Annotated in this window: 25 protein-coding genes, 1 tRNA gene and 2 pseudogenes; 7 read left to right on the top strand and 21 right to left on the bottom strand. The window is 58.0% G+C overall.

Annotated elements, in window-relative coordinates; all coding sequences use genetic code 11:
- Nucleotides 1–10: 10 nt before the first annotated feature.
- From clpP to rplS, 8 genes are all read right to left on the bottom strand, one after another.
- The gene (gene clpP / locus SOR61_RS06525; protein WP_320611862.1) at nucleotides 11–592 is read right to left on the bottom strand and encodes an ATP-dependent Clp endopeptidase proteolytic subunit ClpP; all 582 of its coding nucleotides are present in this window, start codon (nucleotides 590–592) and stop codon (nucleotides 11–13) included.
- 51 nt (nucleotides 593–643) lie between these two features.
- The gene (gene tig, locus SOR61_RS06520) at nucleotides 644–2,134 is read right to left on the bottom strand and encodes a trigger factor (protein ID WP_320611861.1); all 1,491 of its coding nucleotides are present in this window, start codon (nucleotides 2,132–2,134) and stop codon (nucleotides 644–646) included.
- A 122-nt stretch (nucleotides 2,135–2,256) separates the two neighbouring features.
- Nucleotides 2,257–2,943 (bottom strand): metallophosphoesterase, encoded by a 687-nt coding sequence (locus SOR61_RS06515; RefSeq protein ID WP_320611860.1) that lies wholly within the window; start codon nucleotides 2,941–2,943, stop codon nucleotides 2,257–2,259.
- Between the two features lie 16 nt (nucleotides 2,944–2,959).
- Nucleotides 2,960–4,447, bottom strand: coding sequence for a threonine synthase (gene thrC, locus SOR61_RS06510; RefSeq protein ID WP_320611859.1), 1,488 nt, complete (start codon nucleotides 4,445–4,447; stop codon nucleotides 2,960–2,962).
- 39 nt (nucleotides 4,448–4,486) lie between these two features.
- Entirely contained in the window at nucleotides 4,487–4,858 is a 372-nt protein-coding gene (locus tag SOR61_RS06505; protein ID WP_320611858.1) for a YraN family protein, read from the bottom strand.
- Complete coding sequence (locus SOR61_RS06500) at nucleotides 4,855–5,457, bottom strand: ribonuclease HII (RefSeq protein WP_320611857.1); 603 nt, start codon at nucleotides 5,455–5,457, stop codon at nucleotides 4,855–4,857. Before SOR61_RS06500 ends, SOR61_RS06505 begins: the two co-directional genes overlap by 4 nt.
- Nucleotides 5,444–6,328: a ribosome biogenesis GTPase YlqF gene (gene ylqF / locus SOR61_RS06495; protein WP_320611856.1), complete on the bottom strand. Its 885-nt coding sequence runs from the start codon at nucleotides 6,326–6,328 to the stop codon at nucleotides 5,444–5,446. Before ylqF ends, SOR61_RS06500 begins: the two co-directional genes overlap by 14 nt.
- Before the next feature lie 181 nt (nucleotides 6,329–6,509).
- On the bottom strand, nucleotides 6,510–6,854 hold the full coding sequence (gene rplS / locus SOR61_RS06490) for a 50S ribosomal protein L19 (RefSeq protein WP_320611855.1): 345 nt from the start codon (nucleotides 6,852–6,854) through the stop codon (nucleotides 6,510–6,512).
- A 300-nt stretch (nucleotides 6,855–7,154) separates the two neighbouring features.
- Here rplS and SOR61_RS06485 point away from each other — a divergent pair, with 300 nt between their 5' ends.
- The 3 genes from SOR61_RS06485 to SOR61_RS06475 all read left to right on the top strand — a co-directional run bounded on the left by SOR61_RS06485 (nucleotide 7,155) and on the right by SOR61_RS06475 (nucleotide 9,383).
- Nucleotides 7,155–8,480, top strand: coding sequence for a Na+/H+ antiporter NhaC family protein (locus SOR61_RS06485; protein WP_320611854.1), 1,326 nt, complete (start codon nucleotides 7,155–7,157; stop codon nucleotides 8,478–8,480).
- A gap of 109 nt (nucleotides 8,481–8,589) precedes the next feature.
- Nucleotides 8,590–9,177 carry an NUDIX domain-containing protein gene (locus tag SOR61_RS06480; RefSeq protein ID WP_320611853.1) on the top strand — a complete coding sequence of 196 codons (588 nt, stop codon included), beginning with the start codon at nucleotides 8,590–8,592 and terminating at the stop codon, nucleotides 9,175–9,177.
- Between the two features lie 129 nt (nucleotides 9,178–9,306).
- Nucleotides 9,307–9,383 (top strand) — tRNA-Pro (locus SOR61_RS06475).
- A gap of 98 nt (nucleotides 9,384–9,481) precedes the next feature.
- Here the strand turns inward: SOR61_RS06475 and SOR61_RS06470 are convergent.
- A complete protein-coding gene (locus SOR61_RS06470; protein WP_320611852.1) occupies nucleotides 9,482–10,174 on the bottom strand; it encodes a zf-HC2 domain-containing protein in 693 nt (230 codons plus the stop codon).
- Complete coding sequence (locus SOR61_RS06465; protein WP_320611851.1) at nucleotides 10,149–10,649, bottom strand: RNA polymerase sigma factor; 501 nt, start codon at nucleotides 10,647–10,649, stop codon at nucleotides 10,149–10,151. Before SOR61_RS06465 ends, SOR61_RS06470 begins: the two co-directional genes overlap by 26 nt.
- Before the next feature lie 263 nt (nucleotides 10,650–10,912).
- Here SOR61_RS06465 and SOR61_RS06460 point away from each other — a divergent pair, with 263 nt between their 5' ends.
- Entirely contained in the window at nucleotides 10,913–11,284 is a 372-nt protein-coding gene (locus SOR61_RS06460; protein ID WP_320611850.1) for a DsrE family protein, read from the top strand.
- Between the two features lie 183 nt (nucleotides 11,285–11,467).
- Nucleotides 11,468–12,235 carry a hypothetical protein gene (locus SOR61_RS06455; protein WP_320611849.1) on the top strand — a complete coding sequence of 256 codons (768 nt, stop codon included), beginning with the start codon at nucleotides 11,468–11,470 and terminating at the stop codon, nucleotides 12,233–12,235.
- 69 nt (nucleotides 12,236–12,304) lie between these two features.
- On the opposite strand, the gene SOR61_RS06450 is transcribed toward SOR61_RS06455, so the two are convergent.
- The 3 genes from SOR61_RS06450 to SOR61_RS06440 form a co-directional block, all read right to left on the bottom strand.
- A complete protein-coding gene (locus SOR61_RS06450) occupies nucleotides 12,305–13,702 on the bottom strand; it encodes an MATE family efflux transporter (RefSeq protein ID WP_320611848.1) in 1,398 nt (465 codons plus the stop codon).
- Nucleotides 13,703–13,992: 290 nt separating this feature from the next.
- The gene (locus SOR61_RS06445) at nucleotides 13,993–14,646 is read right to left on the bottom strand and encodes a DUF6198 family protein (protein ID WP_320611847.1); all 654 of its coding nucleotides are present in this window, start codon (nucleotides 14,644–14,646) and stop codon (nucleotides 13,993–13,995) included.
- A 122-nt stretch (nucleotides 14,647–14,768) separates the two neighbouring features.
- Nucleotides 14,769–16,088 carry a polysaccharide deacetylase family protein gene (locus SOR61_RS06440; RefSeq protein ID WP_320611846.1) on the bottom strand — a complete coding sequence of 440 codons (1,320 nt, stop codon included), beginning with the start codon at nucleotides 16,086–16,088 and terminating at the stop codon, nucleotides 14,769–14,771.
- Between the two features lie 237 nt (nucleotides 16,089–16,325).
- Between SOR61_RS06440 and SOR61_RS06435 the strand changes: the two genes are divergently transcribed.
- Both SOR61_RS06435 and SOR61_RS06430 read left to right on the top strand, forming a co-directional pair.
- Entirely contained in the window at nucleotides 16,326–16,811 is a 486-nt protein-coding gene (locus SOR61_RS06435; protein WP_320611845.1) for a MarR family transcriptional regulator, read from the top strand.
- A gap of 36 nt (nucleotides 16,812–16,847) precedes the next feature.
- Nucleotides 16,848–17,407 (top strand): annotated as a pseudogene (locus tag SOR61_RS06430) (ATP-binding cassette domain-containing protein); the annotation flags it as partial.
- 194 nt (nucleotides 17,408–17,601) lie between these two features.
- Here the strand turns inward: SOR61_RS06430 and SOR61_RS06425 are convergent.
- From SOR61_RS06425 to SOR61_RS06390, 8 genes and pseudogenes are all read right to left on the bottom strand, one after another.
- Nucleotides 17,602–17,837: pseudogene (locus tag SOR61_RS06425) on the bottom strand (transposase); the annotation flags it as partial.
- Nucleotides 17,838–18,313: 476 nt separating this feature from the next.
- Entirely contained in the window at nucleotides 18,314–18,808 is a 495-nt protein-coding gene (locus SOR61_RS06420) for a GNAT family N-acetyltransferase (RefSeq protein WP_320611844.1), read from the bottom strand.
- Nucleotides 18,762–19,064 carry a phosphopantetheine-binding protein gene (locus SOR61_RS06415; RefSeq protein WP_320611843.1) on the bottom strand — a complete coding sequence of 101 codons (303 nt, stop codon included), beginning with the start codon at nucleotides 19,062–19,064 and terminating at the stop codon, nucleotides 18,762–18,764. Before SOR61_RS06415 ends, SOR61_RS06420 begins: the two co-directional genes overlap by 47 nt.
- Nucleotides 19,051–20,082, bottom strand: a complete 1,032-nt coding sequence (locus SOR61_RS06410) for a phosphoadenosine phosphosulfate reductase family protein (protein ID WP_320611842.1) — start codon at nucleotides 20,080–20,082, stop codon at nucleotides 19,051–19,053. The genes SOR61_RS06415 and SOR61_RS06410 overlap by 14 nt, the downstream gene beginning before the upstream one ends.
- Nucleotides 20,066–21,250, bottom strand: coding sequence for an aminoacyl--tRNA ligase-related protein (locus tag SOR61_RS06405; RefSeq protein ID WP_320611841.1), 1,185 nt, complete (start codon nucleotides 21,248–21,250; stop codon nucleotides 20,066–20,068). The genes SOR61_RS06410 and SOR61_RS06405 overlap by 17 nt, the downstream gene beginning before the upstream one ends.
- An 88-nt stretch (nucleotides 21,251–21,338) precedes the next feature.
- The gene (locus SOR61_RS06400; protein ID WP_320611840.1) at nucleotides 21,339–23,573 is read right to left on the bottom strand and encodes an FtsX-like permease family protein; all 2,235 of its coding nucleotides are present in this window, start codon (nucleotides 23,571–23,573) and stop codon (nucleotides 21,339–21,341) included.
- On the bottom strand, nucleotides 23,573–24,271 hold the full coding sequence (locus tag SOR61_RS06395; protein WP_320611839.1) for an ABC transporter ATP-binding protein: 699 nt from the start codon (nucleotides 24,269–24,271) through the stop codon (nucleotides 23,573–23,575). The genes SOR61_RS06400 and SOR61_RS06395 overlap by 1 nt, the downstream gene beginning before the upstream one ends.
- Nucleotides 24,272–24,532 carry a phosphopantetheine-binding protein gene (locus tag SOR61_RS06390; protein WP_320611838.1) on the bottom strand — a complete coding sequence of 87 codons (261 nt, stop codon included), beginning with the start codon at nucleotides 24,530–24,532 and terminating at the stop codon, nucleotides 24,272–24,274.
- Nucleotide 24,533 lies beyond the last annotated feature (1 nt).

The raw sequence follows: 24,533 nt of genomic DNA, 5'->3' as shown, positions 1-24,533 counted from the left end.
TTCCCTCGTATCAGCGCTTCTCGATCACTTTGTCAATGAGGCCGTATTCCATAGCCTCTTCTGCGGACATAAAGTTGTCCCGCTCGCAGTCCGCCGTCACCACATCGAGGGGTTTCCCGGTATTCTCCGAAAGGATATGGTTCATGCGCTTTTTGATGGTCTCCAAACGCTTCAGGTGAATCGCCATGTCGGTAATTTGACCCTGGGTTCCAGCAGAAGGCTGGTGAATCATGATTTCCGCATTGGGCAGCGCCATGCGCTTGCCCTTGGTGCCGGCGGCCAGCAGGAACGCGCCCATGCTGGCAGCCATACCGATGCAGATGGTGGACACGTCGCACTTGATATACTGCATGGTGTCGTAGATGGCCATGCCGGCGGTGACAGAGCCGCCGGGGCTGTTGATATAAAACTGGATGTCCTGATCCGGGTTCTGGGCCTCCAGATACAGCAGCTGGGCCACCACAAGGCTGGCGGTGGTGTCGTTTACCTCTTCCGACAGGAAGATGATCCGATCGTTCAGCAGCCGGGAAAAGATATCATAGGAACGCTCTCCCCGGTTGGTCTGTTCTACTACATAGGGCACTAAACTCATAGCTCGATCTCCTTTTCCATTCAGAGCAAAGTATGCCCGCCAATCGGAAAATTATTCCTCTACCTTTTCAGCTTCGGTCTTCTTCCGGGTGGTCTTCTTGGGAGCAGCCTCTTCGCCCTCTTCTGCGGGCTTGGCGGCCTTCTTTGCTCTGGGCTTCTTTGCAGGCTTCTTCTCTTCTGCCTTCTCCTCAGCCTCTTCGCTCTTCTCCTCGTCCTTGGTCACTTCGGTCACCTTGATCTCGCCGTTGTCGGCCTCAGCGGTGATGAGGTGGGGCTTGGCAGCAGCGGCCACAGCAGCCATGGCACGGTCACGGGCCAGGTCCAGCTTCAGAGCCTCACGGTCCAGGCCTTCCACCACGCGCTCGTAGGGCACGTTCAGGTTGGCGGCGGCCTTCTTGACCTCTTCTTCCACGTCCTCGTCGGACACAACGATATTCTCAGCGGCTGCCACGGCGTCCAGAACCAGCTGCTGCTTGATCTGGGTCACGGCGGGATCCTTCAGATCCTCCCGCATCTTGTTTACATCCATCTGCATGTACTGCATGTACATTTCCATGCTGATGCCCTGCTGCTCCAGACGGGCGGCATAGTTGTCCACCAGACGGTTGATCTGGGTGTCGACCATAGCCTCAGGCAGCTCGATGTCCACCTGGTCGCACAGCATGGCCAGCAGGCTCTGACGGAACTTTGCCTCGCTCTGGGCCATGTTCCGGTCCACGATCTTCTGCTTCAGGTCTTCCTTGAACTCAGCCAGGGTGTCGAACTCGGACACGTCCTTGGCAAACTCGTCGTCCAGAGCGGGGACCTTCTTCTCCTTGACCTCGATGCACTTCACCTTGAACTGAACGGGCTTGCCGGCCAGGTCCTCTGCGTGATAGTCCTCGGGGAAGGACACGTCGATGGTCTTCTCATCGCCGGCCTTCATGCCGACCACCTGCTCCTCGAAGCCGGGGATGAAGGTGTGGGAGCCCAGAGCCAGCTCATAGCCCTTGGCGCTGCCGCCCTGGAAGGCCACGCCGTCCTTGAAGCCTTCATAGTCCAGCACAGCGGAGTCGCCCATCTCGGCGGCGCGGTCCACCACTTCCAGCTGGGTGGCGCGGTCCACGTACTGCTTCAGCTCGTTGTCCACAGCGTCGTCGGTGATGGTGGGGAGCACCTTGTCGGCCTCCAGACCCTTATACTGCTTCAGGGTGATGACAGGACGAACGGTCACAGTAGCCTTAAAGGTGAAGCCTTCCTTGCCCAGGTCGATGATCTCCACACGGGGGGGAGCCACGGAGTCCAGACCCTTTTCCTGGATGGCGTCCTGGCAGGCCTGGGGATAGAGCTCTTCGATGGCATCTTCATAGAACACGCCGGAGCCGTACATGCCCTCGATCACCTTACGGGGAGCCTTGCCCTTACGGAAACCGGGAACGGAGATGCTGCCGCGGGTCTTGCGGTACACCTTATCAATGCCGGCTTCGAACTCTTCCTGACCGACTTCCACGATCAGTTCGACTTCAAACTTCTCTTTGTTTTCTACTACACTCTTGACATTCATGTCCTTTTTTCCTCCTGTAAAACGTCCTCTCCTGGTCCCGCGTGGGCCGGAAAGGGCATTGTATTGCAGCATATATAGGCTATATTATCAGATTCTTTCTGGAATTACCAGCCTTTTTTTCTTCATTCCAAGATTTTTTCCGGGCGGAACTTGAGGTAATCCGCCGCAATGAGACGGTAATCCACCGTTCCCCGCACCCCCTGGATGGCCAGACGGTGGCTTGCTCCGTGAAGATGCCCATAATAGCAGGCCTTCACATGGTAAGCCTCCAGCAAATCCAGAATGGGCTGGCAGCAGTACCCGGCGTAGAAGGGGGGGTAGTGGAGAAAGCACAGCTTTTCCCGGTCCCCCGCCGCTTTCAGCGAGGTCTCCAGCCGCTGCAGCTCCCGCAGAAAGACCTTCTGGCTCTGGCCTTCCCGCTCCTCCTCGTAGAACCATCCCCGGGTGCCGCACAGGGCGGTCTCCCCGTACAGGTGGCAGTTATTGTGCAGGATCTTCAGGCTCTCAAAGCCTTTCTCCCGGAAAAACCGCTCCATTTTGGACACGGTGTTCCACCAGTAGTCGTGGTTCCCCTTCATGAGGATCTTGGTCCCCGGCAGGGCATCCAGCCAGGCAAAGTCCTGTTCCGACTCCTCCAGGCTCATGCCCCAGGACACATCCCCCGCAACAAGGAGCACGTCCTCCTCTCTTAGTACGCCCAGGCCCTGGGAGAGCTTTTCCATATACCCCTCCCAGGCGCCGCCGAACACGTCCATGGGCTTGCTGCTGCCCAGGGAAAGATGGGTGTCTCCGATCACATACAGTGCCACCCTGTCACCCCGCTTTTTACTTCAGCATGTCCAGGACCACGTCCATCATCTTTTCCTTGTCCACGCTCTCCCGGAACCGGACTGCCTTATCCCGCAGAGAGGCCAGGGGCTGGGGCGCCGGACGGCCGGACACTTCTTCCAGCTGATCCAGGGCGTCCAGACCTTCCTTCACCTGGTCCACCCCCAGGCTGCGCAGCACATTGTCGCAGAACTTGAAGGGGCTGGCGGTGGACACAAACACGGTCTTGTTCCGGTCGCCGCTCTCCTTGCGGTAGGTCTCCATCACGTGGTAGGCCACGGCGGTATGGGGATCGATCAGGTACTTCTCCTCTTCCCACACCTTGCGGATCACCTGGCTGGTGGTCTCTTCGTCGCAGTAGCCGCCGTAGAAGTCCGCCTGGAGCTTGGCCTTCAGGGCCTCGGGCACGGTGTAGGTGCCGGTCTCGCTGAGCTGCTTCATGTAGTCCGCCACCGCCTGGTCGTCCTGGCCGGAGAGGGCAAAGAGCAGACGCTCCAGGTTGCTGGACACCAGAATGTCCATGGAGGGGGACATGGTGGTGTGGAAGGGACGGTTCTTATTATAGGTACCGGTGGTGATAAAGTCCGTGAGCACGTTGTTGCTGTTGGAAGCGCAGATCAGCTTGCCCACAGGCAGACCCATCTGCTTGGCGTACCAGCAGGCCAGGATGTTACCAAAGTTACCGGTGGGCACGCAGTAGTTGACCTTCTCTCCCATGGTGATCTTACCCTGGGCCAGCAGGTCGCAGTAGGCGGAGATATAGTACACCAGCTGAGGCAGGATGCGGCCCCAGTTGATGGAGTTGGCAGAGGACAGGAAGTAGCCCCGGTCTGCCAGGTCGCCCCGGAGGGCCTCGTCGGAGAAGAGGATCTTCACGCCGGTCTGGGCATCGTCAAAGTTGCCGTGGACGGCGCACACACCCACGTTGTTCCCCTGCTGGGTCTGCATCTGCAGGGCCTGCACCGCAGACACGCCGTCCTTGGGATAGAACACCAGGATCTTGGTGCGGTCCACGTCCTTGAACCCTTCCAGGGCAGCCTTGCCGGTGTCGCCGGAGGTGGCCACCAGGATGCACACCGTCTTCTCCTCCTGGTTCTTCACCAGGGAAGCGGAGAGCAGATGGGGCAGGATCTGCAGAGCCATATCCTTGAACGCAGAGGTGGGGCCATGCCACAGCTCCAGGCAGTAGGTCTCGTCGTTGAGGGGATGGAGGGGGGCCACCCGGCTGTCGTCAAACTTCTCGGAAGAGTAACCGGCAGCGGTAAAGCGGCTCAGTTCTTCCTCGGAAAAGTCCTCCAAGAAGAGCTTCATCACGGCCACAGCCCGCTGGGGATAGGTCTTGCCGGACAGGTCCTTGAGCATCTCCTCCGTGAGGGTGGGCAGCACCTCAGGGGTGAGCAGGCCGCCGTCCCGGGCCAGACCCTGGGCGATGGCCTGGCTGGCGCTGAGGGAAACGCCCTTATTTCTTGTGCTGATATACTTCATTTTGATTCACACACCTTTTTACATATCGTTGGGTCGGTTCTATTCAAATGCGTTGGCCCAATGTCGGATCAACGGTTCTTTCGTCTGGGTGCCCCAGGGGGCGTAGACCTCCACCACATCAAACCGTGGCTGAAGGTCCGTGGGATGTTCTGTTATATAGGACAGGGCTGCCATGCGCAGCTTGTCCCGCTTGGAGGCTGTTACAAACTCCCGGGCCTGGGCCAGGGCGGCGTTCTTCCGCAGCTTCACCTCGATAAAGCAGAGGATGCCATCCTTTTCCATCACCAGGTCCAGCTCTCCCTGGCGGCAGCGGTACCGCCGGGCCAGCAGGCGGTAGCCTTTCCCTGCCAGATAACGGGCGGCCTGCTCCTCGCCCCACAGGCCCAGGGCCTGTCGGTCGCCTCCCCTCACAGCTTCTTCAAAAAGCTCTGCCGGTGGATGGGGCAGGGCCCATACTGGCGCAGCCGCTCATAGTGGAGTTTGGTGGGGTAGCCCTTGTGTTTCTCAAAGGCGTACTGGGGATAGCGCTCTGCCATCTCCATCATGTACCGGTCCCGGGCCACCTTGGCCAGGATGGAAGCCGCCGCAATGGAGGCACTCTTGCTGTCCCCCTTCACCACGGTCTGGTTGGGTACAGCGATGCCGGTGTTCCGGTTGCCGTCAATGAGGGCCAGGTCCGGCCACAGGGACAACCCCTGGATGGCCCGCTCCATGGCCAGCATCCGGGCGTTCAGGATATTGATCTCGTCGATCTCCTTCTCATCTGCCCAGGCCACCGACCAGGCCACTGCCTCCCGGGTGATCTTCTCATAGAGGACCGCCCGGCGCTTTTCCGTCACCTTCTTGGAGTCGTTCAGGTAGGGGGCGTCCCAGCCTCGGGGCAGGATCACCGCCCCGGCGTACACCCGGCCCGCCAGAGGACCGGCGCCCGCCTCGTCTGCGCCGCAGACCACAGCGAAGCCTCGGGCAAAGCAATCCTCCTCGATCTGCCAGAACTCAGGGTGTTCCATCGGCCTCCCCTTCCTTCTCCAGGTCCTCGGGCATCTCCAAGGTGATGCGGCCCATCTTGCCGCCCCGGAACTCGTCCAGCAGGATGTTGGCGGTGCGCTCCAGGTCCACCTCGCCGCCGGACACCAGGAAGCCTCGCTTCCGGCCCGCCAGCTCCAGCATCTCCCAGCCGGTCATGCCCTCCTGGGGCTCCATCTTGAACCGGGAGAGCAGGGCCTCGGGCTTGCGCTGGGCCAGCAGCTGGATCAGGTGGTAGGCCAGGGTCTCCACGTCCATGATAGCATCCCGCACTGCCCCCGTAAAGGCCAGATGCAGGCCGATGGTCTCGTCCTCAAACTTGGGCCAGAGGATACCCGGGGTGTCCAGCAGCTCCAGGCCCTGGTCCACCGTGACCCACTGCTTGCCCCGGGTGACACCGGGACGGTCCGAGGCCTTGGCAGACTTCTTCTTGGCGACCTTATTGATAAAGGTAGACTTGCCCACGTTGGGGATGCCCACCACCATGGCGCGAACGGGACGGCCCACCTGGCCCTTCTCCCGCCACTTGGCGATCTGCTCCTTCAGCGCCTCACGCATCACCGGGGAAAACTGCTTGACCCCAGCCCCGCTGCGGGCGTCGCACTCCAGCACCGACATGCCCTTGCTGCGGAAATAGGCCCCCCAGGCCTTGCTGGCCGCCGGGTCCGCCTGGTCCGACCGGTTCAGGATCACCGCCCGGGGCTTGCTGCCCACCAGGTCGTCAATGTCGGGGTTCCGGCTGGCGATGGGGATCCGGGCGTCGATCACCTCCGCCACCACGTCCACATATTTCAGGTTCTCCCCGATCATCCGCCGGGTCTTGGTCATATGACCGGGATACCATTGGATATGCATGGTTCCACCTCCCTGGACACTCCGCCTTCTGCAAGAGGGCGGGTATGGTCTCTCGTTACAATTAGATTATTTAGTATACACGATTTTTCCCCCGCTGAAAAGGCCCCTTCCGGGGATTCGGCGGGAATCCTAAAAAAAGGGAGCGCCCGGGGCGCTCCCTTTTTCGGAAAACTCATATGGCTTACAGCTTCTCCTTGACCTTGGCTGCCTTACCCACGCGGTCGCGCAGATAATACAGCTTGGCGCGGCGGACCTTACCTCTGCGGACGGTCTCCACCTTCTCGATGACGGGGCTGTAGAGGGGGAACACCTTCTCCACGCCGACGCCGTAGGAGATACGACGAACGGTGAAGGTCTCGTTGATGCCGCCGTGCTTCTTGGCAATGACGGTACCCTCGAACACCTGGATACGCTCGCGGTTGCCTTCCTTGACCTTCAGGTGCACACGGACGGTTTCGCCCACGCTGACCTGGGGTGCTTCCTTGGCAGGCATGTTCTTCTCAATAAAGCTTTTCATGAGATCCATAGTCTTTTTTCCTCCTGTTATACAGGTGTTCGTAGGACAAAGCGGTGCTGCCCTTTTGGCAGCGTCCCAGAGGACCACCCTTTTTTACATAGACCTATGGTATTCTACCAGTCTCCGGGCAAAATTGCAAGACCATTTTTCCCCGGAACGGGGGTTTTCCCCTTCTTTCCGTCCTCTTCGCCAGGATCCCTCCCCTTTCCCCTGCCGCCCTTGACAAATCCTATCATTTCCTGTAACGTTTCCTTTGTTGTGCAGGGTCTGCCGGACCCTGACACTTTGAGAGAATTCGGAGGTATTTATATGAAGCAGAAGCACGGCAACGTAAAGGCGCTGCTGCCCATTGGCGTCTTCCTGGTGATCTATCTGGGTCTGGGCATCCTATTTGAATACGGACTCAAAATCCCCATGGGCTTTTACAATATTCCTATTGTAGTGGCCTTCCTTATCGCCCTTCTGGTGGCGTGTATCCAGAACCGCGCCCTCTCCTTTGACGAAAAGCTGGTCCTCATGGGAAAAGGCGTGGGCGACAAAAACATCATGATCATGATCCTCATCTTCATGACCGCCGGTATCTTTGTGGGCGTGGTGGGCCGCAGCAGCGCTGACAGCGTGGCCTACTTCCTCCTGTCCGTCATCCCGCCTCAGTTCGCCGTGGCTGTCCTCTTCGTGGTCAGCTGCTTCGTCTCCCTCTCCATGGGAACCTCCGTTGGTACCATCACCCTTATCACCCCCATCGCCGTCTCCCTGGCCGCTGCCTCCGGGTTCGCCCTGCCTCTGTGCGTGGCCTCCGTCATCGGCGGCGCCATGTTCGGCGACAACCTCTCCTTCATCTCTGACACCACCATCGCTGCCTGCAACGGCCAGGGCTGCCAGATGAAGGACAAGTTCCGGGCCAACTTCGCCATCGCCCTGCCCGCCGCCCTGGTCTCCCTGGCTCTCATCCTGATCCTCTCCTTCGGCCAGGACCCGGGCCAGCCCATCATCCACGACTATCACCTTATCCAGATCATCCCCTATGTTCTGGTCCTGGTGGGCGGCATCATCGGCATCAACGTCTTTGTGGTCCTGCTGGTGGGCATCGTCTCCGGCGCCCTCATCGTGCTGGTCACCGGCGCCACCGCCCCCACCGAGCTGCTGGCCAGCATGGGCTCCGGCGTCTCCGGTATGTTTGAGACCACCATGGTGGCCATCCTGGTCTCCGCCATCTGCGCCCTCATCCGGGAGTACGGCGGCTTTGAAGCCCTGCTCTACGGCATCAAGCGGGTCTTTAAGGGCAAGAAGGGCGGCCAGCTGGGCATGGGCCTGCTGGTGGGCGCCATGGACATCGCCACCGCCAACAACACCGTGGCCATCGTCATGGCCAACCCCATCGCCAAGGAAATGTCCGACGACTACAGCATCTCTCCCCGGAAGACCGCTTCCCTGCTGGACACCTTCTCCTGCGTCTTCCAGGGCATCATCCCCTACGGCGCCCAGATGCTGGTGGCCCTCACCGCCGCCAACGAAATGGGGTACGAGCTGTCCGCCTTCCAGGTGATCCCCAACCTCTACTACCCCTTCCTTCTGCTCCTGAGCTCCCTCCTCTTCATCTTCGTGATCCCCGAGCGGAAGATCGACAAGGTATGATCTCCCCCCAGCGCGCACCGAGAGAACCGGTGCGCGCTGTTTCTTTTCCTTGCGTTGGGAAGAATATCTGATACAATAGCAGAAAAACCAAAGAAAGAAGGGATCTCCCATGGAACATGTTCTGGTCGTCTCCCGGCAGGAGCTGGAAGAACGTCTGCCAGGCCAGGTCTGGGTCACCCAGGACCTGGATTCCCTGCGCCAGTTCATTCTGGACCGCCACTACTTCCTGCCCCGGGAACAGGCGGAGTATGACACCACCGCCAAACAGATCATCCCCTATGTCCTCCTGCGGCAGAAGAACCGCTGGTTCCTCCTCCGCCGCCTGAAGAAACAGACCGAAGCCCGCCTCCACGAAAAGCTCTCTCTGGGCGTGGGCGGCCATATCAACCCCACCGAAGAGGAAGCCGCCGACCCGCTGGAAGCCGGCCTCATGCGGGAGCTCCGAGAGGAAGTGGAGGTGGAGTCCATCCGCTCCCTCACCTGCCTGGGCCTCATCAACGAGAACAGCGGGGGCGTCAGCGACTACCACACCGCCCTGGTGTACCTTCTGGAGGCCGAAGGTACCGTCTCCGTCCGGGAAACAGAAAAAATGGAGGGAGCGTGGGTCACCGCCCAGGAGCTCCGCTCCTGCTTCGATTCCTTGGAAACCTGGTCCCAAATCGCCGCAAATGCCGTGATTTTCGACCCATCTGTCTAATTTGACGGATAATTCATCATTTCACACATTTCTGTTGTACAACTTTTTCTCAACTTTTTTCAAAAAACTCTTGCATTTCTGCGCAACCCATGCTATTATGATTAAGCTGTCTGACACGGCAAAAGACTTCCGGGTGTGGCGAAGCTTGGTATCGCGCTTGAATGGGGTTCAAGAGGCCCTGAGTTCGAATCTCAGCACTCGGACCAAGGAGAGCATCTACTCTGTAGATGCTCTCCTTTCGTTTTTCCTTTCCAGATCAGCAAAACCGTGGACTGCGGGAGCTCCGCAGCCCACGGTTTTTTTCTCAGCTTCCCTTGAGACTGACCTCTGCAATCACGTCCTCTGTGGCCGCCGGAAGGTCCATCCCTTCCTCCCAGAGGAGGGTCCCCTCTCCCCGAGGGCCTACGTAAAGTTTGGTCACCCCATCCATAGGAATGGACGGGAAGGCAAGGCTTTTCCGCTCACCGCCGTCAAACTGGAACACATGCCAGGGGTAGGCTCTCCCCTCCTCCCGGGCAAAGGCCAGCACAGGCCGCACCGGGGTCACGTACAGGCTCCCGTCCTCGCCCCTGTCATAACGCACGCTCCGCACCGCTTTCCCGTCGGTAAACTCCAAGCGAAACACCGTGCTGCCGTCGGGCAGCTCCGACAGGTCGCTTACCTTCATGGCATTCGCCGAGACCGGAACCACATCCCATTGGGTCAGACCCAGAAAGGCACCCACCACCAGCACACACAGCACCCCAGCCAGCACGATCCCTTTCACATAGGCCGTCCGCTTGGCCTTCTTCCAGGCAGAGGCAATGGCCTTCTGCGCCCCTTCGCTGTCTGGCGCAACGTGGGGCAGCACCAGCGCTTCCTCCATCCGGCGCAGCTCCTCCTGGCACGAGGGGCAGTCCTTTATATGCTCCTCTACCAACGCTTTGCTGGCCTGGCTGCACACGCCGTCGTGATACAGCGGCAGCAAATCTTCAATTACCTGACAGGTCACCTTCATCCAATCGCCTCCTCAGTTCATTCTTCGCCCGGTAGAACACCAACCGCGCCCAGCTGTCCGTCTTGCCGAAAATCTCCCCGATCTGTCCAAAGGGCAGCTCGCCAAAGGTGCGCAGCATGAACACCTCCTTATAGGGCTCCCGCAGCTGGTGGAGCAGTCGGTGCAGGGTCCGGGCGGTTTCCCGGTCCAGGTAGGCCTCTTCCATATCCGATGCCGTCCCAGCCCAGTCTTCCCCTGATGCCTCCGGCACCAGGCGCTTGTGCTTTCGATAGTGGGAAAGGTACGTATTCTTGGCGATCTGGCACAGCCAAGTGGAGATCCGTCCCTTCCCGTCAAATTGGTCCATATGCTCCATGGCCTTACAAAAGGTCTCCTGGGTGATCTCCTCTGCCAAGGCGCTGTTCTGACAGAGGGACAGCACATACCGGTATACCTTTTCAAAATGCGCCAGATACACCGCCTCAAACTCTGACACAGCTTCACCCCCTTCTATCTCTGAAACGCACGAACCGCGCTATCGTTTCATGGATTCTCCCTTTTTTCAAACCAAATTCGCCCTCAAAAAATTTTTTCTTCTCTTTGTGACCACATCACGGTAACATCATAACCCATGGGTTATGATAAGCTCACAAAGCAAGAGACGAACTTCTCTCCCATAAACGAATCGCCTCTTCGCCAAATTCTCAAATTTTCACCACGTTTTATCCATAAGCCAAACCTTGAAAGGAGATTTCCACCATGAAGCAGACTGATTTCGTCGTAACCCTCTTTGAAGGCAAAGAAAACCCCGAAAACCTCACCGTTGGCGTGCTGCTGGCTCGCAAAGCCCTGGACCAGGGTCATACCGCAAGCATCGTTCTCATGGTCCATGCCGTGGGCCTGGGCCAGCCCGGCGAGACCAAGGGCGTGGACATCGGCGCTCCCTTCCCCGAAGTGGGCGGCACCCTGGAAGAGTTCCTGAACCTGGGCGGCCAGGTCTGCATCTGCAACGCCTGCATGGAGCACAACGGCTTCCGCGCAGAGCAGATGGACCCCAGATTTGAGCTCATCAATGCCCCCGACGTGGTCACCCTCCTCATGGGTGCGAAAGCTTCCCTTCAGCTCACCTAATGAAATGATTCCTCCCAGCCGGGGGTCTGCCAAAGCAGACCTCCGGCTTTCTTCTTAATCATTTTTAAAATTTGATATCCGACGTCCTTCCTTGTTTTTCTTTGCGGGGGGAGTATAATCAAAGTACCAGGGCACACGCCCAACAATACATACTGCAGATTTCCTGCAAGAGAAGGGACCCCTATGAAACGGCGCAAACACTCCGTCGCAGCAGCCTTACTGGCCTTGATGCTTCTGCTCGGCCTGACTGCCTGCACCGGCGAGAAACCCTCGCCCGACCCGGCACCTGCCCCCACGGAGCCCACCGGACAGACTGACCCCAAAGCCCCGGATGCCCATGAAGGGTCCGATCCCACCGCAGAACAAACTGTTTTCTTCCTGCAATTTCCCAAGAACCTGGACACCGGATACCAGAACAACATCCTCTCCCTCCGGGAGCCCTTCCAGGCCGTCCAAGAGGCCACTTGGCAAGGCAAGCTCTCCGGAGACGGCACCGCTGCGGCCTATGCCCACTACTGGTTTGACCTGGTGGCCTCTGCCCAGCTGTATGTAGAGACCAAGACGGTCTCCGGCCAGGAGACCATCTCTGCCCTGTGGACCAACGCAGAGGGAGCCACCACCGGTCGGAACGTGGGGGTGGGCAGCACAGAGCGGGATATTCTGGCCGCCTATACCAAGGACCTTTACTCCATTGCAAAGGACGCGGCAGAGCCCCTGTGCAACCCCAGCGAAAACGAACCAGTCCCCACCCTGGACTACGACTGCGCGTATCTGTATCAGCCCTTTACCCCGGAGACCAACGACGTGCGGGATATCACCTTCTTTGTAAAAAATGGAAAGGTGACTTCCATCAAGATCTCTGAGCCCGCAGAGCTGAGCTATGTCTATGGCTACGACCACGACGCCGGTCTGAAAGCCGCCGACGACAAACGAGCAGAGCTTATGAAATAAGGTTTCTCCCCAGAGCAAAAGAGACCGCCCATCGGGCGGTCTCTTTCTGTTTCCACTGGTTGTTTGGTCTCAAGCGGTCCTGGGTTCGATCCGGCGCATCTCCCGGCGGAACACCGTGAGGAAGAGGACGAGAGAGACGGTGATGCTGATGATATCCGACACCGGCTCTGCCAGAAACACCGCAAACACCTGGTTCTCGATGAAATGGGGCAGGATATAAATGAGGGGGATCAGCAGGATCACCTTCCGCAGGCAGGCGATGAACAAAGAGGCCTTGGCCATGCCAATGGACAGGAAGGCCTGCTGCACCGCCATCTGGATGCAAAACAGGCAAAGCACCGCCGTATAGACCCGGAGGGTCCAGATCCCCGTCTCCATGAGGGCCTGGGACTCGCTGTTGAAGATCCAGATGAACACCTGGGGCCAGAGCTGGATGAGCGCCCACAGGAGGGTCATATACACTGCGCTGAGCACCAGAACGCTCCGGAACGCCTGCATCACCCGTTTGGTATTCTTGGCGCCGTAGTTATAGCTCATGATGGGCTGGGCGCCCTGGCCGATGCCCTGGCTGGGCAGCCACACCATCTGCATCACAGTGCTGGCGATGGTCATGGCCCCCACCGCAATGTCCCCGCCGTACCGGTAAAGGGATGCGTTAAAGGCCACGTTCAGCACCGCCTCGGTGGCCTGCATCACAAAGGGCGCCAGCCCCAGGGCCAGCACCGGCAGCATCACCTTTTTCGTGGGGCGCAGATACTGCCGCCGGACCCGCAGATCGGTCTGAGGGCTTCTGGTGAGAAACCACACGGCAAAGACTGCCGACAGAGCCTGGGAGAGAATGGTGGCCAAAGCTGCGCCGCTGACCCCCATCCCAAAGGCGTAGATGAAAATGGGGTCCAGAACGATGTTGGTCACCGCCCCGATGAGCACCGTGATCATGGCGAACCGGGTGTGTCCCTGGGTGGTAATGAACAGGTTAAGCCCCAGGGCCAGCATGACGAAGATCGAACCGCTGGCGTAGATCCGCATATAGGGCAGGGCGTAGACGATGGTGTTATCGCTGGCCCCGAAGAGGTAGAGCAGAGGGCGGCTCCAGATGAGAAAGACCGCCGTCAGGGGAATGGCCACCACAATGAGCGAGGTAAAACAGCTGCCCAAAATCCGCTCCGCCTCCTGATGGTTCTTCTGCCCCATGGCGATGGACGCCCTGGGGGCCCCTCCCTGCCCCACCAGAAAGGCAAAGGCGGACATCAGGTAGATCACCGGAAAACAAAGGCCCACCCCGGTGAGGGCGATCTCCCCCACCTGGGGGATATGACCGATGTAGATCCGATCCACAATGTTGTACAACAGGTTCACCAGCTGGGCCAACACCGTGGGGATGGCCAGGCGAATGAGCAGTTTGGTCACCGGAGCGGTGGCCAGCTGCTGGGACATGTCCGGCGCAGGAGTGCCGTGACGCTGCATAAGAAATCCCTTCTTTCCTTTTCTGTTTGCAGCTTCCCGGAGAAAACGGAAAAGGGCGGTCCTCCTCCGGATCTTCCGGCGGGACCTGCCCCCTGCCTCCTCTTCCCGGTGGGAAGAAAAGGCCTTTTTGACTGCGTGTGTTGTTTTACTATACCAAAAACTTTCCGTCCTTGCAACGTAATACAACATAACGCCTGACCTATAGCCTCCCCCGAGCACACCTCCTGACAAAAAACAGGAGGCGCAAAGGGGCCTCCTCTGCGCCTTCCTGTCTGCACAATATGAAAGGGTCACGCCAGATACCGCTGGGCAAAGGGGGCCATGGTTCGGTTCCCCTGCTTGGCCACCACGCCCACCAGCAGCGCCGCTGCCGCCGTGCCTTCCCGCACCCCTGCCAGGTAACCCAGAACCGCCAGAGACAGCACCACTGCCAGCAGCACCAGGCTGCTGTCAAAGGCCACCTTGGCCCGGGGGAAGGGGACGGGGAACACCTGGCACAGCGCCAGGACCGCGCCCTCGCCCGCCAGAGTCACCACGTTGGCGGTCACCTCAAAACTCACGCCGATGCCCACCAGAACGATGCCAACGATGCAGTACACCCACTGCATCCCGTACCCTTCACAGGGCAGGTCCCGGATGAGCCAGACGCTCAGGTCCATGAGGTAGCCAAAGAGGATCGCCACCGGCAGCTGGATGAGCTGAACCGGGTCATAATTCTTCCGCAGCAGCGCCATTTGCATCAGAATAAGGACACAGTGCAGGGCGATGGTGGCCACCCCCACGCTCATAGGGGCAAAAAGGCTCACCACATAGGGCAGGCTGGAAATGGGCGACGTACCCAGCCCGGCTTTGATGGAAAAAGCGATGCCCAGGGCCAGGATGGCCAGCCCCACGCACAGCACCCCGTACCGCCGCACAGGATGGGTCACAGGGGTCCGTTTCATTGTCTCCCACCTCCCCGCTGGGTTTTCTTCTCTCTTTCATTATAGGCCCTCTGTCAAGAAACCCTCCCCGAAAAAGGGAAACGGCCCCCGGTATCCGCAGGGATACCGGGGGTCGGTCTCTGTTATTCCTGGCTGTCGCCGGGGAAGGTGCTCTCGCACAGCCGCTGGAGGATCACCGCACCCATAGCTCGGGTGGTGTTCCCCAGGGGCTCAAAGTTTTCTCCTACGCCTTTGAGCCAGCCCAGGGCGGAGCAGTCCGCCACCCCCTGCTTGGCCCACTCTGCGATCTGCTCGTGGTCCTGGTAGGCGGTAAGGTCAAAGGGCTCGGGCTCCAGACCCCGCATGGTCCCGTACCGGGCCAGGGTGACAGCCAGCTCCTGGCGGGTGATGGGCCGGTCCACGCCGAAAAAGCCCTCGCCCGTCCCGATCATGATGCCCTTCTCCTTGGCCCAGGCTACATAGGGGGCAGCGTAGTGGCCCTGGGGCACGTCGGCAAAGCCGGTGTCCACCCCGGCATCCTCTACCCCTTCCATCCGGCCCAGAATGGTCACGAACATGCCCCGGGTCAGAGGGAAGTTGGGGGTGAACTCCCCATAGGCGTTCCCGGTCATGAGGCCCTTTTCCTTCACATAGCAGATGGATTCATAGGCCCAGTGGGTATCCAGCTTGCTCTCGTCAAAATACAGCGCCCGGGCGCAGCGGTTGATCCCCGTGTTGGGGGCGCTGGTGTAGTAGGTGCTGGGCTGGGGGGTGATGCCCCGCCGCCAGAAGAGCTCGTCCACGGTCACCAGCTCATAGCCCTGGGCTTTCAGGGTGTCGATGAGGCGGCCCAGACCCTGGGCGGTGCTCTTCACCGTCTCGTGCATGAGCACGATCCCCCCGTCCTGCAGCTGGCTGCTCACATAACTGACCAGCCGGTCAGCGCTCTGGTACTTCCAGTCGGAAGAGTCCACCGTGCACCACACCACCGGCACACCGGCAGCGGCCAGCACCCGCTCGTTGTAACTGAAATAGGGAGGGCGCATATAGAAGCCGGTCTCGCCCGTCCCGGTGAGCCCTGTGAGGGAGGTGATGACCTGGGCGGTGGCGTCCAGCTCCTGCCGGATCTGCTGGTCCGTGCACTGGGCCAGATAGGGGTGGTTGTAGGTATGGTTGGCCACCTGGTGCCCTTCCCGGGCCATCCGGCGCACTGCGTCGGGATAGGACCACATTTTATAGCCGTTCATGAAAAAGGTCGCCTTGGCCCCGTGGTCCCGCAGGGCATCCAGAATCTGGTCGGAATAGGCGCTGGGTCCGTCGTCAAAGGTCAGCGCCGCCAGCTTCTGCCCGGGACAATCGTACTCTGAGGCCGCATAGGTCACCGGCAGCATGGAGACCGACAGGGCTCCCACCACCACCAGGGTTAATCCCAGCGCTAAAATCCGCGCACGTAATCTGCTCATAGTATCTCCCCCTTACATTGGTAGTTCCGTTCTTGAGAAACCAGTCGTTTTCTTTCAAACTGTACCCTACTTCCCGGTTCCTGTCAACTCTTTCCCCCGCAGGAACCCAGACCAGAGCCCCCCTCTGTGCGCTCCCAGGCAAAAGGACCCAACCCCTCTTGACAAACCGGTCCTTCCTTCTTAAAATGTACGGAGCCAAACTGTTCGGTATCGAACTTTTTTAAAGGAGGTCCTCCCATGCATCCCACCGAACGTCCCCTGGCCATCGGACCCCGCATCAAATTTCTGAACCACGCCTTTACCCGAAAGTTTTTGGATATCACCCGCTCGGCCGGCGCAGATGACTTCTCCCTTATGCACAACCGCATCCTGGGCTTTCTATACTGCCACCAGCAGAGAGATATTTTCCAGCGGGATCTGGAGGCCGCCTTTCACATCACCCGCTCCTCTGTGGCAGGCATCGTGAAGCACATGGAGGAAAAGGGGCACATCCAGCGCCAGAGCGTCCCCCAGGACGCCCGGCTGAAAAAGCTCACCCTCACCCCCCTGGGGCTCCAGCTCTGCGAGCAGGCCATGGATGCCTTCGAAGTGGTGGAGGCTGCTGCAGTCCGCGGCCTCTCCCCAGAGCAGATTCAGACCTTCCTCTCTCTCTGCGATATGATCCAGCAAAATCTGACCGAAAAGGAGTGTTCCCATGCTGAAAACCATTGCATCCCAGATTAAAGAATTCAAACGGGATTCCATCCTGACCCCCTCTTCATGCTGGCCGAAGTGGCCACGGAAATGCTCATTCCTCTCATGATGGCCTCCATCATCGACAACGGCGTCTCCAAAGGTGACTTGCGCCACATCCAGATCACCGGCACATGGATGCTCCTCATCGCCCTGATCGGTCTGGCCGCCGGCCTGGCCCGCAACCTGCGCCAGGCCGTGTTTGAGAACATCCAGACCTTCTCCTTCTCCAACATCGACAAGTTCAGCACCGCCGGACTCATCACCCGTCTGACCACCGACGTGACCAACATTCAGAAGATCCGCTACGACGGCATCAACATCAACAAGATCAAAAAAACCGACCCCCGCCGCTCCCTGGGCATCGTTCTCCAGGATACTCACCTCTTCACCGGCGACGGCACCAACCTCAGCCAGGGCCAGCGCCAGCTGCTGGCCATCGCCCGGGCTGCCTTGCCGATCCTCCGGTACTCATCCTGGATGAGGCCACCTCCTCCATCGACACCCGCACGGAAAAACTGGTCCAGGAGGGAATGGACGCCCTGATGCGCGGCCGCAACTCCGCCGTCATCCACGCCAGGTTTAACAACAAACCCGGCAGCCTCATGGCCAAACTCTGCGTCCAGAGGAGCCAGGGCTTTGCCGCCCTGTGCCAGGAACTAGACGTTCCCTGCCGGAAAACCGGAAAACTCTTAGTGGCCTTCCACCAGGAGGACCCGGACGTGCTGGCTCACCTCCGGGACCATGGGATCGCCAACGGCTGCCGGGGCTCCGTCTGCTCTCCCAGGAGGAGCTCCACCTTGAGAGTGACATCCCCAGAAGTGGTGGTGAGGTTACGGCTGTAGTGGCCGCTGCGGTAGCCCTGGAGCTGCTCGTTGCGCTCGTACCGGCCTGGGTTGGCTTCTCCGCCTCGGTCTCCAGAAACTCGTTGAGGGTTTCCTCTACGCTTCCGCGCACAAGTCCCTTGATCTGCCCCTTGATAACTTCTTCGTTTAGCTGTACAATTTTCTCGGACATGGTTTGCTGTCTCCTTTCGAATGTTTAGTGTCACAACTTCATTTTACCAGAGATCTGCAAACCATGTCTCTCTTTCCTTTTTGCGAAACTTATTCTACCTGACCGAAAACGCTGTGGCCAAGGTTGGTGCAACTTAGGAATTTTCAGAAACCGCGAATCTTTGAGAGACACCTTTCAGATAATGGACTAAAACGAAACAACGACCATGCAAGAGCAGAAATGCTCCTGCATGGCCGCTTTCTTTATGTACAAATCCAGCCGCAGATATTTATCAGTATTATGCCTCGGAATTGACTTGATATAGTGCCACCGTAGAGCGAACATGCACCTTCCTAATTCAAGATAAGGGCCTACGGAAAAATCTTGGACAGAAGAGCCGTAAGGAGGAAAGACTATCTTGTTCACATGCGAAAAGTAGATACGGACGCTACAACTATATGCGCAGACGCATTCAGTAGCAGAAACGATTTGCATCCTCAACTGGCGTTCAGCTGCCCGATCTTGGTCATCTTACTGAGGAATTTCTCCATCAGCAGCTCGTGGACGCCCTTCCGATACAGGTTCTCCAGCCGTCCCACCTTCCGGTAGCCCACGCTGGCGTACAACTCCTGGGCGGCCTGGTTGTTCTCGGTAACTATCAGGTAAATCTTACTGGTCATCCGCTTTTCCAGCAGACACTCCTCCATATAGGCCAGCATCCGCCGTCCGTAGCCCTTGCCCCGGCAGGACTCGTCTACTACGATCATGTGCAGGTAGGGGTAGATATAAAAGGAGCCCTCCTCTACGTACCACAACACCCCCACCAGTCGCTGACCCTCGTAGGCCAGGAAGATGTCGTCCCGCTGGCAGGCTTTTTCTACCGCGTCGTCCAGCAATCTGCGCAGGGGATAATAGCGCCGCCCCAGTTCGGTGGCGAACAAAAAGTCACTGCAATCGGCCACCATAGTTTCGGTCAGCGGTCTCATCTGCATCATGCGGACCTCCCTTCAAAATCACCTTGTCCACGATGGATTCCACCGTCTCAAAATCCTCGTAGTTAATCTCGTCCAGGGCGATGGTCACGGAAAAAGCTTTCTCGAACAGGACAATCATCTTGATGATGCTAAACGAGTCCACGTAGCCGGAGGAGATGAGCATGGTGTCGTTGGCGATCTTGATGCCTTCCAACTCGGGCACGTTCTCCAGAAACATTTCGATGATCTGTTTCTTCATTTCACTGTTTGTCATAGCAATACACATCCTCCACTGTCAGTCCCATCTTTTCCAGAGGTTTTTCTAAATCACGTTCTTCGATCGGGGAATGGATGATCTCCAACGCCCTCTCCCGGCTCAACTCGCCTACCCGTACCAGCTCGCTCAGCTCCACTTCATGCTGGCCATAGTGGAAGATCTTTTCGGTCAGATACTGGGCCACGTAGTTGAAGGAGCAGTTGGAGGACTTATCTGGCCAGCTCCGCTTGGGCAGTTGGAACTTCAATTCCCGGGTGATAATGTCCAAAATTTTATCCTCGTTCCACTCGATGTACTTGAATGGGGACAGCAATCGTATGTTGCCGTAGTGCTCCCGGAAGTACTTGTTCTGGTTGTGGATGAGGTTGGCGTAGTCCTCGTAGCCCGGCATATTCCGGAACAACTCCATTGCGTTCTCGTCAGACTCCTTATAGATCCAGAACAGCTCGGAGTTACGGATGTACTGCTGTCCCTTGGTATAGCCGCCTAAGATAAGGTCGATGCCGTTCTGATGGGCGATGCGGCGGATGGCGTTGTCGATGAGGGCATGGCAGACCCTGCAGTAGTAGATGGGCTTGCCGGAGCGGATCATCTGGGGAAAGATTTTCAGCAGATCGGCGGTCTTGAAGACCATCAGATCCACTCCCAGGATGTCGGTGGCATTCTTGACATTGTCGTACATCTCATCCAGGGCGAAGCCGTTGTCTATGATGATGGCCAGGGGGGTGAGACCCAGGACGCAGACGGCTACATACAGGGTCATGATGCTATCCTTGCCGCCGGATACGCTGACGGCGCAGTCGTACTGGTTGCCCTTTTTGTAGGGGGCGACGATCTTTTTCAGCGTCTCCAGCTTCTCCTCCGGGATCTTGCTGTCGAAGGACTGGCTGGGGGATACTTTTTCTTGCAGAGCCCGGCAGACGTTGCACACGCCGTCGTCGCCCAGGGTAATATGTCCCTTGGCTTCCGGCATGATGCAACAGGCGCAACGAGGGCCGTTATAGTTCAATGTCATACTGTTTTAACTCCTGTACGGTCTTCTCGTCCCATTTGCTCACATCCAACCCCTTCTGGCACAACAGCGCATAGGTCAACCGCTCCACGCCGAAGGCGAAGCAGGCGGTGTAGGCGAAGTTGCCGTTGTCCAAGCGGATGTTGTAGGGCTTGGAGAAGTGGGTGCGGTGGAAATTGGCGGAGGCGGCGGCAATTTCCTTGTTGGGATCGTCCAGGCGGCAGACGAACTCCTGCTTAGAGTCGCCCAGAGCCTGGAAGAATTGCAACTTCTTGTAGTTGCTGGCGAAGAAGGAGTCGTTGGCGGTGTTCACTTTGCAGTTCAGGTCAAAGGTGTCCCGCCAGAAGTGCCACAGTTCCTTGGCCTGGCCGATTTTTTCCACACAGGTCTCCGGTGCGCCCACGAAGACATACTCCTTCATGTTGAACTCGTTCAGCCGCGCCAGCTCGTAGGCGTTTCCCGCCTCGTTTCGGAAGCAGCGACCGGAGACCAGGTAGGTTTGGGGCGCGTCCCGCTGGATGGTGCTACCGCTGAGAAACTGATAGACCGGAGCACAGGTGGCGTGGCGGAGGACCAGAGCGGGCGTCTTCATCTCCTCAAAGATTGTCTTGTCCTGGGTGCCGTTCTGGGCGAAGCGATCCAGCACGGCCAGGTCGTTCTTCATGGTGGTCTGAAACATGATGTAGTGGGGGAATGTCTCGAAGTAGCCACCCTTTTCGTAGCTGTCGATGGGATAGAGCACCGGAAAATCGTACTGTTTTACCGGCCCAAAGGCCTCTTTGCCGAAGGCTTCAATTTTTCGGTCAAAGTAGCGATAGACCTGCAGGAACAGGTCGCTGTAGGCGTACACGCCATCGGCGATCTCCTTAACGCCCTCGGTATCCAGGAGGGTCTGGAAGATGGGAGACTGGTTCAAGGGCACGGAGCCGGAGTGATCCTCCAGAGTCCTAATCTTGACCTCCTTGCCGCTGAGCTGGCCGTTCAGGATCATGTCTCGCAGCTGTCCCACCTTCTGGGTCACCTCTGCCTCGTCCCGTTCCTCCAACTCCACCGACACCTGGTCGCCCTGGCGCTGGATGTTCCGGATGGCTGGGGAGACATAAGGAAGCATTTCGGTGAAAAAGTTCTTATCTTTCTCTTGAAACTGATTCAAATCCAATGTGATAGTCATAAAAATCCCTTTCTGAATCACATACATCCGGGACAAGGATCTCCCATCCCGGCTATGTTCGTCTTATGGTTCTACTGTCAAATCTGGGTCACGCCCGGTTGTCCTTCAGGCATTCCACCATGTTCACCCGGAACACCTTGCACTTGAGCAGGGTCAGGGATATGATGTAGCTGACCACCACCAGCACCGCACAGATGATACTGCTCTTGACGCTGATGACCGATTTGATGTAAGCGGACAGGTTGTCAATCATCATGGTGTAGAACAGGTCGCCGGCCAGTATGCCTAAGGGGATACTGATGACTATGCTGAGAGGCACCAGGATGTGGTTGGCGGATAGGACCAGGGAGTTAATCTCACTCTTCCGGTATCCAAAAATCTTCAGCATGGAGATAGTGTTTCCGTTCTCTTCCACCATCATGTTCACGGTCAGGTAGACAGCTGCCACGCAGAGGACAGCACCCAAGAGGATCATGACCATAATAATTTGCTGAAGGTCGTTGATCACCGACTGGATCTGATTCTGCACCGACTCCTTGGTGTTGGTCACGGCCACCTCGCTGTCCTTCAGCTTCAGCTTGTGGTCGGACATGATGACGTTATACACATCGTTGTCCAGTTCCATCAGGTCCCGCACCGTCTTGCCGGTGGTGTACAGGGTTTTCTGAGCGCAGTCTTCTACGATGCCGGTGATCTTTACCGTGTACTCGTCCATGGTAATGGGGCTGAAGAAGGTGAATTTATCCCCAGCGTCCAAGCCGTAGACCTTGGCGGCCATCTCGGTCAGGTAGTAGTCCCCGTCCTGGAGAGAGACCTTCTTTCCGTCCAGGTCGGTGAGAGTGATGTATTTGGAATCCTTCTGCAATCCACTTAGGTTGAACTGGCTGTTCTCGATATCCTTGGGCTGGAGGGACTCGTTGATGTAGGTTTCGCAGCCCTTCCCCTGTTCCTTTGTCTCATAACTGGTCAGGTAGTAGCGGTAGGAGAAGCTGCCGATGTTGTTGACCGAGTTGTTGACAAAGTTGTCGCAGCTGTCGAAGAAGGTCAGCCCCATGGCTATGATATAGCCGCCGACTACCAGGCCTATGAGCACCACCAGCGCCCGGGCCTTGTTGCTGAGCAGGGTACGCAGACGGAACTTCCACTTGAATTTCATGGTGCGATTGCTGGCAAAGGCTTTGGAACCGCCATTCTTGCTGGTGGAAGCCTTGAGCAGGTCCACTGCGTTCCACCGGAGTAGCCGCTCGGTGGTCAGGATGGCAGAGACCACGTAGAAGAGAGTAGGAAGGACGATGCAGATGGCCGCGCCGTATAAGGGGACGGCGTAGTGGATGGGCATGGGTTCGTAGTCCACGGCGTAGTATTCCGCCATACTCTGTGCGCCCACAACGGCCATGATTAGACCAATAACGGTGCCAGCGATACTGACGATGAGGGCCATAGCGGCGTAGTGGCGGACCAACTCACCCTTGCGATAGCCCAGAGCTTTCAGGGTGCCGATGATCTTACACTCGGATTTGACCTTCCGGTTCAGGACGGCCGCCACCAGGACGCTGACGATGACCATCATCAGGCACATGATCATGTAGGACATGATCATGTAGGTCTTGGGGTTGTTCTGCACCGCCTCGATGCGGGGGTTGACGCAGGCATCGGTGTACTGAAGGATGGTGTAGTCCTTGTTCACCTTTTTGCGGAACACCTTTTCTTTGGCGGAGTCATGGTAGACCACTGTGTAATAGACGGTCTCGTCCTCCAGCTTGTCATAGGCGGCGTCAGACACTGCCGCCACGGCGAAGCCCTCGTTGTCTCGATAGGAGTCGGTGAGGTTTTTCAGGCAGTTGATATAGTCAGGACGGAGCATAAAGCCGGTAATGGTATATTTTTTACCGTCCAGCTTGAGTTTCTCCCCGATGGTCAGGTCATTGGCCTGGGCGAAGCCCTTGGAGATCACGATCTCGTCGTCGTCCACCACATCCTTTCCCTCGAAGACCTCATATGTGTCGATCTTCCGGTTCCGTTTCAGGACACGGACGGTGTAGTCCTTCTCCTCCACATCCACGTAGCCGGTCTCTTCCAGGCTCAGATCATATTTCTTCTCAAATTCCTTCTGGTCTTCCTTCTCAACGGGAATGAGTGTGGAGAACTGGGCTCCCTCCATGTTGTGCCGCTCTGCGAAATCGGTCACGTAGCCGTCCAGCCCGGTGCCGGTGGTCAGGATGGACAAGAACAGGAAGATGGAGACCGCCGTCAGGACGATGGTTGCCAGGTAGAAGGAAAGGTTGTGTTTGATATTATGCTTATATCTTCGATTCAGTTTCATCACAGCACCAGATCCATCGGACTCACTTTGTTTACGTTTACCTCGTTGCTCTGAATCTTGCCGTCCTTAATCCGGATGATCCGATCAGCCATGCCGCTGATGGCGGCGTTATGGGTTATGATGACCACCGTGGTGTGATAACGGTCATTCAGGGCCTGCACTGCCTGGAGGACGCCCAGGGAGGACTTGGTGTCCAGAGCGCCGGTCAACTCGTCACACAGGAGCAACTTGGGATTCTTGACCATAGCGCGGGCAATGGCCACCCGCTGCTGCTGGCCGCCGGAGAGTTCTCTGGGGAAGCGGTCTTGGAGGCCGTTGATGTCCAAGGTGTCGAAGATCTCGTCCATATTCATGGGCCTGGAAGCGATGTCCGCCACCACTTCCACGTTCTCCCGGGCGGTCAGGTCAGGGATGAGGTTATAGAATTGGAAGATGAACCCCAAGTCCTCTCGGCGGCACTCGGTCAGTGCCTTCTGTTTCAAGCCAGAGACCGTCCGGCCGCCTACGGTCAGGGAACCGCTGTCCAGGGTGTCCAAGCCACCGATGATGTTGAGCATGGTGCTCTTGCCAGAGCCGGAGGGACCCAACACGACGATGACTTCGCCCTGCTCGGCGCTCATCTCTGCCCTGTCCAGGGCTTTGACGGCGGATTCTCCTTCGCCATACACCTTGCTGGCGTCCTTCAATTCGATAAACATTTACTGCCTTGCCTCCTCACTTAGCTTTTGCATGACCACCTCGCTGAGCAACTGCACACTCTGGGAGATGTACAGATCCAATTCCTCTGACATCAGGACGCCAAAATCCTCCTGGCAGCTCAGGTACAGTTGGACGATGACAATGCTGTCCGCCCCCAGGTCGTCGATGAGCAGGTCGTTATCGTCAATCTGCGCCGGGTCCAGGTTCAGCAGCTCACCCAGGTGGCCTTTGATGGTGCTCTTTACTGTTTCAATGGTCATC

Source organism: Evtepia sp., from assembly GCF_034090835.1.
Lineage (GTDB): Bacteria > Bacillota > Clostridia > Oscillospirales > Oscillospiraceae > Evtepia.
The sequence above is the reverse complement of the archived record's forward strand: the minus strand, read 5'-3'. Positions and strand labels throughout refer to the sequence as shown.

Bases quoted from the DNA above. Each gene is read 5' to 3' on its own strand.
- SOR61_RS06470 (WP_320611852.1), bottom strand. From the start codon at position 10,174: ATGAAGGTGACCTGTCAGGTAATTGAAGATTTGCTGCCGCTGTATCAC.
- ylqF (WP_320611856.1), bottom strand. From the start codon at position 6,328: ATGCATATCCAATGGTATCCCGGTCATATGACCAAGACCCGGCGGATG.
- SOR61_RS06410 (WP_320611842.1), bottom strand. From the start codon at position 20,082: ATGACATTGAACTATAACGGCCCTCGTTGCGCCTGTTGCATCATGCCG.
- SOR61_RS06405 (WP_320611841.1), bottom strand. From the start codon at position 21,250: ATGACTATCACATTGGATTTGAATCAGTTTCAAGAGAAAGATAAGAAC.
- tig (WP_320611861.1), bottom strand. From the start codon at position 2,134: ATGAATGTCAAGAGTGTAGTAGAAAACAAAGAGAAGTTTGAAGTCGAA.
- SOR61_RS06480 (WP_320611853.1), top strand. From the start codon at position 8,590: ATGGAACATGTTCTGGTCGTCTCCCGGCAGGAGCTGGAAGAACGTCTG.
- clpP (WP_320611862.1), bottom strand. From the start codon at position 592: ATGAGTTTAGTGCCCTATGTAGTAGAACAGACCAACCGGGGAGAGCGT.
- thrC (WP_320611859.1), bottom strand. From the start codon at position 4,447: ATGAAGTATATCAGCACAAGAAATAAGGGCGTTTCCCTCAGCGCCAGC.
- SOR61_RS06420 (WP_320611844.1), bottom strand. From the start codon at position 18,808: ATGCAGATGAGACCGCTGACCGAAACTATGGTGGCCGATTGCAGTGAC.
- SOR61_RS06390 (WP_320611838.1), bottom strand. From the start codon at position 24,532: ATGACCATTGAAACAGTAAAGAGCACCATCAAAGGCCACCTGGGTGAG.
- SOR61_RS06460 (WP_320611850.1), top strand. From the start codon at position 10,913: ATGAAGCAGACTGATTTCGTCGTAACCCTCTTTGAAGGCAAAGAAAAC.
- SOR61_RS06500 (WP_320611857.1), bottom strand. From the start codon at position 5,457: ATGGAACACCCTGAGTTCTGGCAGATCGAGGAGGATTGCTTTGCCCGA.
- SOR61_RS06445 (WP_320611847.1), bottom strand. From the start codon at position 14,646: ATGAAACGGACCCCTGTGACCCATCCTGTGCGGCGGTACGGGGTGCTG.
- SOR61_RS06415 (WP_320611843.1), bottom strand. From the start codon at position 19,064: ATGACAAACAGTGAAATGAAGAAACAGATCATCGAAATGTTTCTGGAG.
- SOR61_RS06450 (WP_320611848.1), bottom strand. From the start codon at position 13,702: ATGCAGCGTCACGGCACTCCTGCGCCGGACATGTCCCAGCAGCTGGCC.
- SOR61_RS06440 (WP_320611846.1), bottom strand. From the start codon at position 16,088: ATGAGCAGATTACGTGCGCGGATTTTAGCGCTGGGATTAACCCTGGTG.
- SOR61_RS06435 (WP_320611845.1), top strand. From the start codon at position 16,326: ATGCATCCCACCGAACGTCCCCTGGCCATCGGACCCCGCATCAAATTT.
- SOR61_RS06395 (WP_320611839.1), bottom strand. From the start codon at position 24,271: ATGTTTATCGAATTGAAGGACGCCAGCAAGGTGTATGGCGAAGGAGAA.
- SOR61_RS06485 (WP_320611854.1), top strand. From the start codon at position 7,155: ATGAAGCAGAAGCACGGCAACGTAAAGGCGCTGCTGCCCATTGGCGTC.
- rplS (WP_320611855.1), bottom strand. From the start codon at position 6,854: ATGGATCTCATGAAAAGCTTTATTGAGAAGAACATGCCTGCCAAGGAA.
- SOR61_RS06455 (WP_320611849.1), top strand. From the start codon at position 11,468: ATGAAACGGCGCAAACACTCCGTCGCAGCAGCCTTACTGGCCTTGATG.
- SOR61_RS06400 (WP_320611840.1), bottom strand. From the start codon at position 23,573: ATGAAACTGAATCGAAGATATAAGCATAATATCAAACACAACCTTTCC.